This is a genomic window from Achromobacter sp. Root83 (assembly GCF_001428845.1).
In the GTDB taxonomy this organism is placed as follows: Bacteria; Pseudomonadota; Gammaproteobacteria; order Burkholderiales; family Burkholderiaceae_B; genus Achromobacter.
This window is the reverse complement of record NZ_LMIU01000024.1, coordinates 1-14,570: the sequence shown is the minus strand read 5'-3', so window position 1 is coordinate 14,570 and position 14,570 is coordinate 1. Positions and strand designations below refer to the sequence as shown.

10 protein-coding genes and 1 pseudogene are annotated in these 14,570 nt (G+C 64.9%); 8 read left to right on the top strand and 3 right to left on the bottom strand.

The genetic code is table 11. The annotated features are described in order from the left end of the window. Positions 1 to 187 precede the first annotated feature (187 nt). Genes leuB through leuC form a run of 3 tightly spaced genes read right to left on the bottom strand, consistent with a single transcriptional unit; the run spans position 188 to position 3,373 of the window. Positions 188 to 1,264: a 3-isopropylmalate dehydrogenase gene (leuB, locus tag ASE30_RS21570; protein WP_057286338.1), complete on the bottom strand. Its 1,077-nt coding sequence runs from the start codon at positions 1,262 to 1,264 to the stop codon at positions 188 to 190. 31 nt (positions 1,265 to 1,295) lie between these two features. Then, positions 1,296 to 1,946 carry a 3-isopropylmalate dehydratase small subunit gene (gene leuD, locus ASE30_RS21565; RefSeq protein ID WP_057286337.1) on the bottom strand — a complete coding sequence of 217 codons (651 nt, stop codon included), beginning with the start codon at positions 1,944 to 1,946 and terminating at the stop codon, positions 1,296 to 1,298. 23 nt (positions 1,947 to 1,969) lie between these two features. Next, positions 1,970 to 3,373 carry a 3-isopropylmalate dehydratase large subunit gene (leuC, locus tag ASE30_RS21560; RefSeq protein WP_057286336.1) on the bottom strand — a complete coding sequence of 468 codons (1,404 nt, stop codon included), beginning with the start codon at positions 3,371 to 3,373 and terminating at the stop codon, positions 1,970 to 1,972. 526 nt (positions 3,374 to 3,899) lie between these two features. Between leuC and ASE30_RS21555 the strand changes: the two genes are divergently transcribed. The 8 genes and pseudogenes from ASE30_RS21555 to ASE30_RS29630 all read left to right on the top strand — a co-directional run. Beyond that, complete coding sequence (locus tag ASE30_RS21555; protein WP_057286335.1) at positions 3,900 to 5,390, top strand: TolC family outer membrane protein; 1,491 nt, start codon at positions 3,900 to 3,902, stop codon at positions 5,388 to 5,390. 25 nt (positions 5,391 to 5,415) lie between these two features. Then, positions 5,416 to 5,628, top strand: a complete 213-nt coding sequence (locus ASE30_RS21550; protein WP_057286334.1) for a hypothetical protein — start codon at positions 5,416 to 5,418, stop codon at positions 5,626 to 5,628. Beyond that, a complete protein-coding gene (locus ASE30_RS21545; RefSeq protein ID WP_057286333.1) occupies positions 5,612 to 7,777 on the top strand; it encodes a type I secretion system permease/ATPase in 2,166 nt (721 codons plus the stop codon). The genes ASE30_RS21550 and ASE30_RS21545 overlap by 17 nt, the downstream gene beginning before the upstream one ends. A gap of 7 nt (positions 7,778 to 7,784) precedes the next feature. After that, positions 7,785 to 9,206 carry an HlyD family type I secretion periplasmic adaptor subunit gene (locus tag ASE30_RS21540; RefSeq protein WP_057286332.1) on the top strand — a complete coding sequence of 474 codons (1,422 nt, stop codon included), beginning with the start codon at positions 7,785 to 7,787 and terminating at the stop codon, positions 9,204 to 9,206. A gap of 19 nt (positions 9,207 to 9,225) precedes the next feature. Then, entirely contained in the window at positions 9,226 to 9,882 is a 657-nt protein-coding gene (locus ASE30_RS21535; protein ID WP_057286331.1) for a response regulator transcription factor, read from the top strand. A gap of 84 nt (positions 9,883 to 9,966) precedes the next feature. Continuing rightward, positions 9,967 to 12,029, top strand: a pseudogene (locus ASE30_RS29640) (retention module-containing protein); the annotation flags it as partial. An 8-nt stretch (positions 12,030 to 12,037) separates the two neighbouring features. Continuing rightward, entirely contained in the window at positions 12,038 to 13,204 is a 1,167-nt protein-coding gene (locus tag ASE30_RS29635) for an Ig-like domain-containing protein (RefSeq protein ID WP_057286329.1), read from the top strand. After that, a partial coding sequence (locus tag ASE30_RS29630) for a putative Ig domain-containing protein (RefSeq protein ID WP_235515316.1) occupies positions 13,159 to 14,570 on the top strand: 1,412 nt, incomplete at its 3' end. The genes ASE30_RS29635 and ASE30_RS29630, both read left to right, overlap by 46 nt.

The following is a 14,570-nucleotide window of genomic DNA, read 5'->3' as shown; positions in this document are numbered from 1 at the left end:
ATTACGTGCAATTCAACAATTTATCAGAATGCACGGGGGGATGTTGCGGCGCAGCTAGAAAAAAATGGGGCCGCAATATGACAGGAGACGCTTTCGCTGCGCACCGGCAACACAGGCCAAGGGCCGCCCGGCGGGCGGCCCTTGATATCGAAGGGCCGCGCCCGCAAGGGCGCGCCCTTGCCCAGGATCAGGCCAGGGCTTTCAGAACCGCGTCGCCCATGCCCGCCGTGCTGACCTTCGTCGTGCCCGGCTCGAAGATGTCGGCGGTGCGCAGGCCGCTGGCCAGCACGCCGCGCACGGCGGCCTCGATGCGGTCGGCCTGCGGCGCCAGGTTCAACGAATAGCGCAGCAGCATGGCGGCCGAGAGGATGGTCGCCAGGGGGTTGGCGATGCCCTGGCCAGCGATGTCGGGCGCCGAACCGTGGCTGGGCTCGTACAGGCCCTGGCCGCCGGCATTCAGCGACGCCGACGGCAGCATGCCGATCGAACCGGTCAGCATGGCGGCTTCGTCCGACAGGATGTCGCCGAACAGGTTGCCGGTCACGATGACATCGAACTGGCGCGGGTTGCGCACCAGTTGCATGGCGGCATTGTCGACATACATGTGCGACAGTTCCACGTCCGGATACTCGCGCGCCACTTCAATGACGATGTCGCGCCAGAACTGGGACGTCTCCAGCACATTGGCCTTGTCCACGCTGCACAGCTTCTTGTTGCGCTTGCGGGCGGATTCGAAGCCGATGCGCGCGATGCGGCGCACCTCGGATTCGGCGTAACGCATGGTGTCGTACCCTTCGCGCTCGCCGGCGAATGCGCCGTCGGGCGACGAACGCACGCCGCGCGGCGCACCGAAATAGATGTCGCCCGTCAGCTCGCGGATGATCAGGATATCCAGCCCGGACACGATTTCGGGCTTGAGCGACGATGCGCTGGCCAGTTCCGGATACAGGATCGCGGGACGCAGGTTGGCGAACAGGCCCAGGGCCTTGCGCAGGCCAAGGATTGCCTGTTCGGGGCGGAATTCGCGCGGCAAGCTGTCGTACTTCCAGTCGCCGACGGCGCCGAACAGGACGGCGTCCGATTCCTTGGCCAGCTTCAGCGTGGCCGGCGGCAGCGGATGCTCGAATTGGTCGAACGCCGCGCCGCCCACCGGGGCCTGCTTGATGTCGAAGGAAACGTCCAACGCCTTCAGGACGCGCACGGCCTGTTCGACGATTTCCGGGCCAATGCCGTCACCCGGCAAGACTGCGATGTTGTGAGTCATTTAAGAAGCGATCCAGTGGTCAGAATGATGATCAGGCGATGGGACGGCTTTCCAGCCAGGGATGGCGGGCCAGGCGCTCGGCCTCGAAGGCGCGGATCTTGTCGGAATGGCGCAAGGTCAGGCCGATATCGTCGAAGCCATTGATGAGGCAGTACTTGCGGAAGGGTTCGATGTCAAAACCCATGGCGCGCCCATCCGCCGCGATCACGACCTGACGGTCGAGGTCGATGCGCAGCTTGTAGTCCGGGAAGGCCTTCACTTCGTCGAACAGGCGCGACACTTCCAGCTCGGACAGCACGATCGGCAGCAGACCGTTCTTGAAGCTGTTGTTGAAGAAGATGTCCGCGTAGGACGGCGCGATGATGGCGCGGAAGCCAAACTGCGTCAGCGCCCAGGGCGCGTGCTCGCGGCTGGAGCCGCATCCGAAGTTCTTGCGCGCCAGCAGCACCGAAGCGCCCTGATAGCGCGGCTGGTTCAGCACGAAATCCGGGTTCAGCGGGCGCTTGCTGTTGTCCATGCCCGGCTCGCCATGGTCCAGGTAGCGGAGCTCGTCGAAGAGGTTCGGACCGAAGCCCGTGCGCTGGATGGACTTGAGGAATTGCTTGGGGATGATGAGGTCCGTGTCGACGTTTTCGCGGTCGAGCGGAGCCACCAGGCCTTCGTGAGTGGTAAATGCTTGCATGATGTCTACTCGGTGCTTGACGCTTAACGGAACGTGCGGACGTCGACGAAATGGCCGGCGACGGCCGCGGCGGCGGCCATGGCCGGGCTGACCAGGTGCGTGCGGCCGCCCTGCCCCTGCCTGCCCTCGAAATTGCGGTTCGACGTGGAGGCGCAACGCTCGCCCGGTTCCAGGCGGTCGGCGTTCATGGCCAGGCACATCGAGCAGCCCGGTTCGCGCCATTCGAAGCCGGCTTCAATGAAGATCTTGTCCAGCCCTTCGCGTTCGGCCTGCTGTTTGACCAGCCCCGACCCCGGAACCACCATGGCCTGGCGGACGTTGGATGCCACGTGCTTGCCGCGCGCCACCACGGCCGCGGCGCGCAGGTCTTCGATGCGCGAATTGGTGCAAGACCCGATGAAGACGCGGTCCACGCGGATATCGGTAAGCGGCGTGTTGGGCTTCAGGCCCATGTACTGCAGGGCGCGTTCCATGCCGCTGCGGCGCACGTCGTCTTTTTCGCGATCCGGGTCCGGCACGCGGGAATCCACCGGCAGCACCATTTCCGGAGACGTTCCCCAAGTAACTTGCGGCTTGATGTCGCGCGCGTTGACTTCCACCACGGTGTCGAAGGTGGCGCCCTCGTCGGTGCGCAGGGTGCGCCAGTACTTGGCCGCCTGGTCCCAGACCACGCCGGTGGGCGCGAAGGGACGGCCGCGGAAGTACTCGATGGTCTTGTCGTCCACCGCCACCATGCCCGAACGGGCGCCCGCTTCGATCGCCATGTTGCAGACGGTCATGCGCCCTTCCACGGACAGCGCGCGTATCGTGCTGCCGGCGAATTCGATGGCATGGCCGGTGCCGCCGGCCGTGCCGATGATGCCGATGATGTGCAGCACCACGTCCTTGGCCGTACAGCCGAAGGGCAGTTCGCCCTCGACCTTGATCAACATGCTCTTGGCTTTCTTCATGAGCAGCGTCTGCGTGGCCAGCACGTGTTCGACTTCGGAGGTGCCGATGCCGAAGGCCAACGCACCCAGCGCGCCGTGCGTGCTGGTATGGGAGTCGCCACAGACGACCGTCATGCCAGGCAGGGTCGCGCCTTGTTCCGGGCCGATCACGTGGACGATGCCCTGGCGCAGATCGTTCATGCGGAATTCGGTAATGCCGTACTTCTCGCAGTTGGCGTCCAGCGTGTCCACCTGCAGGCGGGACACAGGGTCATCGATTCCCTGGGCGCGGTTCAGCGTCGGCACGTTGTGATCGGCAACCGCCAGGTTGGCGCCGGTGCGCCATGGCTTGCGGCCGGCGATCGCCAGGCCTTCGAACGCCTGGGGGCTGGTGACTTCATGCACCAGGTGGCGATCGATATAGAGCAGACAGGTGCCGTCTGATTCCTGATGGACGATGTGGGCGTCCCAGAGTTTGTCGTAAAGGGTTTGGGCCATGGGTGCGCTCTGCAAAAGGACAATCCGGCTCGAGCCTCGCGCGGTGAAAGAAGCGGATCGCTCCCGCGCCGGCTGCTGCGGCATGAGGGAATTATGCCCAGGCACTGAACCTAGTACAAGAACACCGCATATACCAGTACTACAACTACCACGATCCCTGAAAATGCCGGGCAAAACTCGCAAATGCATCAATTTATTTCATGTCCGCCGCATACCGTTTAAACCGGCGCGGGCAGAAAGATCTTTAAACTAAATAGATACAAAACTCGCAAATAGATATAATCCCGCTTCGCCGCGTCAATATGCTGTTCGAAATAATACGCAATAAACCGTATTAATAGAAATATAATATTTTCGCAAAAGCGATGTTCGTGCAAATTCAACGAAGTTATAAGATGTTGCGCGAAAAACACCTGCCAGCCGCTAGTAAACCCAATCAAGAATTAACAAATCTTGACTCGCCAAAACTGACATTTCCACACAATATGGCGGCCACTCATATCAACCCGACTCGCGAATAATCACTATGGCTTCGTTTTTGCTCAAAAGCACGGCTTCGGCCCTCGCCCTGGCGTTCGTTCCTGCTGCATTTGCACAGTCCGCGGCACCGTCCGCGGGACAACCTGTAACACTTAATCAGGTCGTCGAACAGACGCTGCTCAGCAACCCGGAAATCCAGGCCAAGTACCACGATTTCCAAGCCTCGCTAGAGGGCCAGAGCGTCGCCCGCGCCGCCTTCTTCCCGCAGATCAACGCGCAAGGCTATCTGGGCCGTGAATACCGCAACAACGTACCCGGAGTCGGGTCGCAGAGCTGGAGCCGCCCCGGCTACAGCGTGGAACTGCGTCAGCTCATATTCGACGGCTTCCGCACGAACAACGACGTCAAGCAGGCCGGCTTCGACAAGCTGGCGCGCTTCTATGACGTGCTGGCCACCAGCGACACCACCGCCTTTTCCGCCGTGCAGGCCTACATCGACCTGCAGCGCTATCGCGACATGGAGTTGCTGGCCCGCCAGAACTATTCCCTGCATGAGCAGACGCTCAAGCAGATCGGCGAGCGCACCGAGTCGGGCGTGGGCCGCCGGGTCGACCTGGAACAGGCGGGCGGACGCCTGTCGCTGGCCCAGACCAACCTGATGACCGAGACGGCCAACCTGCTGGACGTGCAGCAGCGCTTCCAGCGCGTGACGGGCGCCTTCCCGCCCGAATCGATGCAGCCGCCGCCCGACATCACCGACAAGCTGCCGGTGAAGCCGGGCAGTTTCAACGATTCCCTGCGCCGCAACCCCAGCTTCCTGTCCAAGCAGGCCGGCCTTCAGGCAGCGCAGGCCGGCGTCGCCTCGTCCAAGGGCGCTTTCTCACCGAAATTCGAATTCGTGGCCAGTACCGGCCGCGACCAGAACGATCCCACGCCCCAAAACCGCGACATCAATAGCTCCAGCGTGCAGGTTGTGATGAGCTACAACCTCTACCGTGGCGGCGCCGATTCCGCCCGCGTGCGCCAGACCTCTGCGCAGTCCTACGCCGCCCGCGACATCCGCGACTACACCTGCCGCAATGTGCAGCAGGATCTGGCCGTGGCCTGGAACAACATCACCAGCCTGAGCCAGAAGCTGCCCTTCCTGCGCGACCACGAAGTGGCCACCACCAAGGTGCGCGATGCCTATGCGCAGCAGTTCCAGATCGGCCAGCGTTCGCTGCTGGACTTGCTGGACACCGAAAACGAACTGTTCGAATCGCGCCGCGCGTTGACCAATGGCATTTATGATCTCCGCCTCGCGCAGTACCGCTGGCTGGCGTTGTCGCATGCGCTGCTGCCCGCGCTGTCCCTGCAGCCCGCGCGCAACGAGATGCCCGAAGAAAACGGCAAGCTGGAAGTGTCGGATGAAGTGATCAAACTCTGCAATTCGACGGTTCCGGACACCGCCCGCCTGGCTCCGGTGCGCGTGCATTACAACGAAGGCACGCTGCCGCCCACGCTCGTGCCGATCACCGCGCCCAACGCCAAGCCCTGAACGGCCGAGGACGCAAGGAGGCCGAATGGCAAACCAAGGCAATGATTTCTCGCAGTTGGACGCGGACTTTGTCCGCGTCCTGGAAGACTTGATCGACGCGTTGATCGCCAACGGCACCTTGCGCATGACGGATCTGCCTATCCAGGCTCAGCAAAAGCTCACACAGCGCAAGCAACAGCGCGCGCGCCTCTCGGAACATCTGGACCTATTGGATGACGAAGATGGACAAGTTATCTGAAATGGCCGCCCGGGAATGGCGTGCGGACGCTCGCGCCGCGCACGACGACCCCTTGCTGGACTGCCTGGTTGAAATCACGCGCCTGCATGGCGTCACGGCAACCGCGCAGGCCCTGTCTTCGGGCCTGCCGCTGGAAGAACACCGCCTGACTCCCGCCCTGCTGCCCCGCGCCGCCGCGCGCGCGCAGCTCTCGGCGCGGGTGGTCAAGCGCACGCTGGACAGCATCTCGCAAGATCTGCTTCCCGCCATCCTGCTGCTGAATGGCGAGCGCGCCTGCCTTCTGCTCAAGAAGGAAGGCGGCAAGTATCTTGTCAGCCACCCCGAGCTGGGCGGCAGTTCCATCGAGATGGACCTGGCCGGCCTGGCCGCCGAATACACCGGACTGGTGTGCTTTGTCCGCCCGCAGTTCCGCTTTGACGCCCGTGCCCCGGAAGTCGCCAAGGTGCGCGAGCGTCATTGGTTCTGGGCCGCCATCCTGGAGAACCGCCGGCTGTACCGCGACGCACTCGTCGCGGCGCTGCTGATCAATATTTTCGCCATGGCGATGCCCTTGTTCACCATGAACGTGTATGACCGCGTGGTGCCCAACAACGCCGTCGAAACGCTCTGGGTGCTGGCGATCGGGATCACGCTGGTCGTGATCTTCAACATGATCCTGAGCACGGCGCGGGCCCATGTGGTGGACAGCGCCAGCAAACGGGTCGACGTACGCCTGTCCGCGCAAATCATGGAACGCGTGCTGGATCTGCGCCTGGAAGGCCGGCCCGTCTCGGTCGGTTCCTTCGCGGCCAACCTGCGTTCATTCGAGTCCATTCGCGACTTCATCGCATCGGCCACCATCACCACCCTGGTCGACCTGCCCTTCATCCTGCTGTTCCTGGCCGCGCTGGCCTGGATATCGCCGTGGATGATCCTGCCCCCGCTGGTCGCCATCGTGCTGATTCTGCTGGTCTCGCTTGCCGCGCAGGCCCGCATGGAAGCGTTGACGATGGCCTCGTTCCAGGCCTCTTCGCAGCGCAACGCCACGCTCGTGGAAGCGTTGACCGGACTGGAAGCCGTCAAGACCCTCAATGCCCAGGGCGCGATCCAGCGCAACTGGGAGCGCGCCACCGAGTACATCGCCCAGACCGGCGGCAAGCTCAAGCTGATTTCGTCGTCGACGGTCGGCTTCGTGCAGGCTGTCCAGCAGATGGTGTCGATCGCGGTTGTGATCATCGGCGTGTACCAGGCCCAGGAGTCCGCCATGTCCATGGGCGGCATCATCGCGGCATCCATGATTGCTGGCCGCTGCCTGGCCCCGTTGGGACAGGTCGCCGGCCTGCTCATGCAGTACCAGAATGCGCGCACGTCGCTGGGTTCCATCGACAACTACATGAAGTTGCCGATCGAACGTCCGGCCGAGGCCGAATTCCTGCATCGCCCCGTCTTTCACGGGGGCATCGAATTCCGCGATGTCACGTTCACCTATCCGGGCAGCAGCCAGCCCGTGCTCAAGAAGGTGTCCTTCAAGCTCCAGCCCGGAGAAAAGGTCGGCGTGATCGGCCGCATCGGCTCGGGCAAGACCACGCTGGAAAAGCTGGCGCTGGCCCTGTATCAGCCGACCGAAGGCGCGGTGCTGCTGGACGGGGTGGACGTACGCCAGATCGATCCGGCCGACGTCCGCAGGGCCATCGGCCACGTGCCGCAGGATCCCCTGCTGTTCTACGGCAGCCTGAAGCACAACCTGGCCATGGGTGCGCCCTACGCCGACGACGCGAGCATCCTGGCCGCCGCCAACCTGGCCGGCGTCACCGAATTCGCCAATTTGCACCCCAATGGTTTCGACATGCTCATCGGCGAACGCGGCGAGTCGCTGTCGGGCGGCCAGCGCCAGTCGGTGGCGGTGGCGCGCGCCCTGATCAACGACCCGCCCATCCTGCTGCTGGACGAACCCAGCAGCAACATGGACCACCAGAGCGAGGCCCAATTGCGCAAGCGGCTGGGCGAGGCCAGCGCGACCAAGACGATATTGCTGGTCACGCACCGCACCGCGCTGCTGGATCTGGTCGACCGGCTGATCGTGATCGACAACGGCCACATCGTCGCCGACGGTCCGAAGGAACAAGTCGTCGAAGCCCTGCGTCAAGGACGCGTTGGACGCGGAAGCTGAGAGAGCCATGCTGAATAATCCTGGCGCAACCAAGCACGGCTTCTTTGGCAGCCTGTGGCGCGCACCGCGCAACATCTTTGTGTTCTTTTTCGACCGGCTGCTGGACGGCGCGGAAAAGGGCAAGCCCAAGCAGCGTTCCGACTATGTCGGCAACGCCGAATGGGTCATCCACGAATCGCAGGCCCGCGGCTCGCGCATTCTGCTCTGGACCTCCCTGCTGGCCACGATGGGGCTGCTGTTCTGGGCGGGCACCGGCAGCATCGATGAAGTCGTCCGCGGCGAAGGCAAGGTCGTGCCGTCGCGGCAAGTGCAGATCATCCAGAGCCTGGACGGCGGCATCGTCGAGGAGATCCTGGTCCGGCCCGGCCAGGAAGTGGAAGCCGGCGAAATCCTGCTGAAGATCGACTCCACGCGATTCGCCTCGTCGCTGGGCGAAAACAACGCCGAATACCTGTCGCTGCTGGCCAAGTCGGCCCGCCTGCAGGCGCTGGCCACTGGCGAGCCCTTCGTGGCGCCCGAAGAAGCCCTGAAACAGGCGCCGGGCCTCGTCGAAATGGAGCGCAACGCCTGGCAGGCGCGCAACTCAGAGCTCAACGCCACGGTGAACGTCGCCCGCGAACAGCTCAAACAACGCGAAGAAGACCTGCGCGAAACGGTCGCCAAGCGCGACCAGGCGTCGGCCAGCTGCGGCCTTACCTCGCGCGAACTGCAAGTGACGCGTCCGCTACTCAAGAGCGGCGCCGTTTCCGAAGTGGACCTGCTGCGCCTGCAGCGCGACGTCGCCCGCTATTGCGGAGAACAGAAGGGAGCCGAGGCGCAGATCGACCGCTTCCAGGCCGCCATCAAGGAAGCGCAAAGCAAGATCCAGGAAACCGAGCTGAACATTCGCAATCAGGCCCGCAGCGAACTCTCGGAAACCAACACCAAGCTGTCCACCCTGCGCCAGGGCAAGCTGGCGCTGGCCGACCGCGTGAAGCTGGCCGAAGTCCGCGCACCCGTCCGCGGCACGGTCAAAACGCTGTTCAACAACACCGTGGGCGGCGTCGTCCAGCCGGGCAAGGACATCATCGAAATCGTCCCCAAGGACGACACCCTGCTGCTCGAAGTGCGCATCCAGCCGCGCGACATCGGTTTCCTGCACGCGGACCAGGAGGCGGAGGTCAAGTTCACGGCCTACGACTTCGCCATCTACGGCGGCTTGAAAGGCAAGGTGGAACAGATAGGCGCGGATACCGTGACCGACGAGAAAGGCAATTCCTATTACGTGGTGCGCGTCCGCACGGACCGCAGCACGGTAGGCGACAAGCTGTTGCCCATCATCCCCGGGATGGTGGCCGAGGTTCATATCCTGACAGGCAAGCGCACGGTGCTTCAGTACCTGCTCAAGCCCATATTGCGCGCCAAGGCTAACGCCTTCACCGAACGTTAATGGAGAGCTTCAAGGCCCTATGAAACCCGTTCCCGTCCTGTTGATTACGCACGACGATCTGCTCTGGCAGCACTGGCGCGCGCTTGACCCGGCGCGCTGGATGGCCGCTCGCGGGCGAGGCCTGGCGGATCTGCAACGCTGGCGCGAACAAGGCCGTTCGCTGGCGGTCCTGGATGCCGACGTGCCTCGGCTGCCCTCCTGGCAGAATCCCGATTGGACAGCCACCCTGTCCGGCCTGCACGTCGTGGTCGCCAGCGCCAGCCCGAACGACGAGCAAGGCACCCAGGCGCTTGGCGCCGGCGCCCACGGCTATTGCCACAGCTACGCGCAGGCCGCTGCGCTGTCGCAGGCCTTGGACGTCGTCGCTTCCGGGGGCATCTGGATGGGCCGGTCCCTGGTGTCACGCCTGCTCAAGCTGGTCAGCGAACGGGCGCAGGATGCCTACGCCTGGGACGGCGGCCGGCTCACCGAACGCGAAATCACGGTCGCGCGCTACGCCGCCAGCGGCCAGGCCAACGCGCAGATCGCGGAGGCGCTGGGGATTACCGAGCGCACGGTCAAAGCCCATCTCTCGGCCGTTTTCGAGAAGCTTGGCGTCACGGATCGCCTGCAGCTTGCCCTGCTGGTTCACGGCATTTCCGCACCCGCGGAAGCCCGGAGCAAAATCACCGCCTGATACTGTCCTTGAGGACAATATCCGCCCGCAGCGCCGCCCCTTAGTATTTGGCCATCTTGGATAACTCCCTGAAACGGAACCAACATGGCCAACTCCTCACCCGCAGTCGTCAACGAAATCACCGGTCGCGCGTGGATACGCAATAGCGACGGCTCCCTGACCGAACTGCATCAAGGCAGCAAAGTCCCCGCTGGCAGCGACGTGGTCACCGCCTCGGGCGCCACGGTTTCGCTTCAGGTTGAAAACGGCATGCCGATCGTCATCGGCGAAGGCCGTGAAGTCGCGGTGAATGGCGACATGACCGGCCCGCTGGCGGATCCGACGGAAGCCGCGGTCGCTCCCCCCTCCGGTACGGACTCCGACCGCCTGCTGGCCGCGCTGCAAGCCGGCCGTGACCCCTTCGAAGACCTGGACCCCACCGCCGCCGTCGTGGCCGGCGGCGGCGAGGCCGGCGGCAGCAGCTTTGTCCGCCTGGCCCGCATCCTTGAAAGCACCAGCCCGCTGGACCTGGCCTACCCGAACCCGTCGCGCGGCGACGTGACCCTGCCCCGCGTCTCGGGCGCGGCCCTGTCGGGCGACGGCGCCGACGATGGCGACGCCGCCGGCACGCCGGCCGTCACGCCTCCCACGGTCACTCCGCCCACGGTCACGCCCGTCGCGGTCAACAATGCGCCGAACGCGCTGAACGATGCGGGCAGCGGCAACCAAAGCGCCCTGGTCCGCGGCAATCTGCTCATCAATGACTCGGACCCCGACGGCGATCCGCTTGCGATCACCTCGGTCAGCGGCCGTCCGATGACGCCCGACGGTGTCAGCGTGCTTGGCTCCACCGGTGGCACCTTCGTCGTGCAACCCAACGGCAGCTATGTGTTCACGCCGGGTGGCCAGTACGATCACCTGGCCGTGGGCGAAACCGCCACCAGCACCATCTCGTACACCATCACGGACCCCAGCGGCGCGACGTCCACCGCGACCGTGGTCGTGACGATCACCGGCACCAACGACGGTCCCGTTTCTTCCGCGCTTTCCGACCAGTCCGGCATCGATGCCCAAACGGAAGTCCGCTATGACGTTTCGGACCGGTTCTCGGACCCGGATACCAGCGACAAGCTGACGTTCAGCGCCACCGGCCTGCCGCCGGGCCTGAGCATCGATCCGGTCACCGGCGTCATCACCGGCACCATCGATCATTCGGCGTCGCAAGGCGGCGCGGAAGGCGTCTACTCGGTCACGGTGACGGCCACCGATCCTTCGGGCGCCTCCACTTCGCAAGAATTCCAGTGGGACGTCACCAACCCGGCGCCCACCGCCGCCGGCGACGAAGGCGCGACCGACGAAGACAACGCCCTGAACGTGGACGCCGAAAATGGCGTGCTGGCCAATGACACCGATCCGGACGGCGACACGCTGTTTGTCTCGCAGGTCAATGGCCAGACGAGCAACGTGGGCACGGCCGTGGCCGGCCTGGGCGGCGGCACCTTCACGCTGAACGCCGACGGTTCCTACAGCTTCAACCCCGGCTCGGCCTTCCACAGCCTGCCCGCCGGCCAGACGGCCACCAGCTCGATCACCTACACCGTCTCCGACGGCGAAGGCGGCACCAGCACGGCCACCCTGACCGTCACCATCACAGGCACCAACGACACCCCTATCCTCAACCCGGACGTGACGCTGGACGACCAGGCCAGCAACGACGGCCAAGCCATCATTCCGGTTGATATCTCCGACCAGTTCTCCGACGTGGACACCGGCGACAAGCTGACGTTCTCGGCCACCGGCCTGCCCCCGGGCCTGACCATCGACCCGGACACCGGCGTCATCTCCGGCACCCTGGACAAGTCCGCCTCGCAAGGCGGCGAGCATGGCGTCTATGCCGTCACCATCACCGCCACGGACACGAGCGGCGCGTCGGTATCGCAAGACTTCTCGTGGGACGTCGCCAACCCGGCGCCGACCGCCGTCGCCGACGAAGGCGCGACCGACGAAGACAACGCCCTGAACGTGGACGCCGAAAACGGCGTGCTGGCCAATGACACCGATCCCGACGGCGACGCCCTCCATGTCTCGCAGGTCAATGGCCAGGCGGGCAATGTGGGCACGGCCGTTGCCGGCCTGGGCGGCGGCACCTTCACGCTGAACGCCGACGGNGAACGGCGTGCTGGCCAATGACACCGATCCGGACGGCGACGCCCTCCATGTCTCGCAGGTCAATGGCCAGGCGGGCAATGTGGGCACGGCCGTTGCCGGCCTGGGCGGCGGCACCTTCACGCTGAACGCCGACGGTTCCTACAGCTTCAACCCCGGCTCGGCCTTCCAAAGCCTGCCGGTCGGTGAAACCGCCACCAGCTCGATCACCTACACCGTCTCCGACGGCCAAGGCGGCACCAGCACGGCCACCCTGACGGTTGAGATTACCGGCGCGAACGACGCACCGACTGTCGTGACGCTGGACAATCAGGACAACATGGACGGCGATGAGGTCAACTACGACCTGTCCGGCTTCTTCAGTGATGTGGACAGCGGCGATGTGTTGACCTACTCGGTCGACCATGTGCCCGGCGGGCTGACGTTCGACACGGCCACGGGCACCTTCACCGGTCAGCTTGCCAAATGGGCTTCCGATCACACCAACACCGGCGTGAAGGGCGAATACAAGATCACCGTGACGGCCACCGACTCGTCGGGCGCCACGGTCTCGCAGACCTTTGTCTGGAAGGTCGGCAATCCCGAACCCATCGCCGTCGACGACAATGGCGAAACCGGCCAGGCCGAGACGCTGAAGGTGGACCACCGCGCCGAAGGCGTGCTCGGCAACGACACCGATCCCGATGGCGATGCGCTGCACGTCTCGCAGGTCAATGGCAGCGCGGCCAGCGTCGGCGCGGCTGTGGCGGGTTCCCACGGCGGCAGCTTCACGCTGAACGCCGACGGCACCTACAGCTTCAACCCCGGCTCGGCCTTCAACAGCCTGCCCGCCGGCGAGACCGCCACCACCTCGATCACCTACACGGTCGCGGATGCGCAGGGCGCGACGGATACCGCCACCCTGACGATCACCATCACCGGCACCAACGACACCCCCATCCTCACCCCGGGCGTGACGCTGGACGACCAGGCCAACAACGACGGCCAACTCATCACCCCCGTCGACATCTCCGAACAGTTCACCGATGCCGACACCGGCGACGAGCTGACCTACTCGGCCACCGGCCTGCCCCCGGGCCTGACCATCGAGACGCCCTCCATGTCTCGCAGGTCAATGGCCAGGCGGGCAATGTGGGCACGGCCGTTGCCGGCSTGGGCGGCGGCACCTTCACGCTGAACGCCGACGGCTCCTACAGCTTCAACCCGGGCTCGGCCTTCAACAGCCTGCCCGCCGGCGAGACCGCCACCAGCTCGATCACCTACACCGTCTCGGACGGCCAAGGCGGCACCAGCACGGCCACCCTGACGGTTGAGATTACCGGCACCAACGACACCCCCACCCTCACCCCGGGCGTGACGCTGGACGACCAGGCCAACAACGACGGCSAACYCATCACCCCCGTCGACATCTCCGAACAGTTCACCGATGCCGACACCGGCGACGAGCTGACCTACTCGGCCACCGGCCTGCCCCCGGGCCTGACCATCGAYCCGGAYACCGGCATCATCTCCGGCACCCTGGACAAGTCCGCCTCACAAGGCGGCGAGCATGGCGTCTATGCCGTCACCATCACCGCCACCATCGATCCGGATACCGGCATCATCTCCGGCACCCTGGACAAGTCCGCCTCACAAGGCGGCGAGCATGGCGTCTATGCCGTCACCATCACCGCCACCGACAAGAGCGGCGCATCGGTGTCGCAAGACTTCTCGTGGGACGTCAAGAACCCGGCGCCGACCGCCACCGCCGACAGCGGCGACACCGACCAAGGCACGGCGCTCAGCGTCACCGCCAAGGACGGCGTGCTGGCCAATGACACCGATCCGGACGGCGACACGCTGTTTGTCTCGCAGGTGAATGGCCAGACGAGCAACGTGGGCACGGCCGTTGCCGGCGTAGGCGGCGGCACCTTCACGCTGAACGCCGACGGCTCCTACAGCTTCAACCCGGGCTCGGCTTTCAACAGCCTGCCCGCCGGCGAGACCGCCACCAGCTCGATCACCTACACCGTCTCGGACGGCCAAGGCGGCACCAGCACGGCCACTCTGACCGTTACCATCACCGGCACCAACGACACCCCCATCCTCAACCCGGACGTGACGCTGGACGACCAGGCCAGCAACGACGGCCAAGCCATCATCCCGGTTGATATCTCCGACCAGTTCTCCGACGTGGACACCGGCGACAAGCTGACGTTCTCGGCCACCGGCCTGCCCCCGGGCCTGACGATCGATCCGGCCACCGGCATCATCTCGGGCACCCTGGACAAGTCCGCCTCACAAGGCGGCGAGCACGGCGTCTATGCCGTCACCATCACTGCCACCGACAAGAGCGGCGCATCGGTGTCGCAAGACTTCTCGTGGGACGTCGCCAACCCGGCGCCCACCGCCGTCGCCGACAATGGCGCGACCGACGAAGACAACGCCCTGAACGTGGACGCCGAGAACGGCGTGCTGGCCAATGACACCGATCCGGACGGCGACGCCCTCCATGTCTCGCAGGTCAATGGCCAGGCGGGCAATGTGGGCACGGCCGTTGCCGG

Bases quoted from the DNA above. Each gene is read 5' to 3' on its own strand.
- leuB (WP_057286338.1), bottom strand. From the start codon at position 1,264: ATGACTCACAACATCGCAGTCTTGCCGGGTGACGGCATTGGCCCGGAA.
- leuD (WP_057286337.1), bottom strand. From the start codon at position 1,946: ATGCAAGCATTTACCACTCACGAAGGCCTGGTGGCTCCGCTCGACCGC.
- leuC (WP_057286336.1), bottom strand. From the start codon at position 3,373: ATGGCCCAAACCCTTTACGACAAACTCTGGGACGCCCACATCGTCCAT.
- ASE30_RS21555 (WP_057286335.1), top strand. From the start codon at position 3,900: ATGGCTTCGTTTTTGCTCAAAAGCACGGCTTCGGCCCTCGCCCTGGCG.
- ASE30_RS21550 (WP_057286334.1), top strand. From the start codon at position 5,416: ATGGCAAACCAAGGCAATGATTTCTCGCAGTTGGACGCGGACTTTGTC.
- ASE30_RS21545 (WP_057286333.1), top strand. From the start codon at position 5,612: ATGGACAAGTTATCTGAAATGGCCGCCCGGGAATGGCGTGCGGACGCT.
- ASE30_RS21540 (WP_057286332.1), top strand. From the start codon at position 7,785: ATGCTGAATAATCCTGGCGCAACCAAGCACGGCTTCTTTGGCAGCCTG.
- ASE30_RS21535 (WP_057286331.1), top strand. From the start codon at position 9,226: ATGAAACCCGTTCCCGTCCTGTTGATTACGCACGACGATCTGCTCTGG.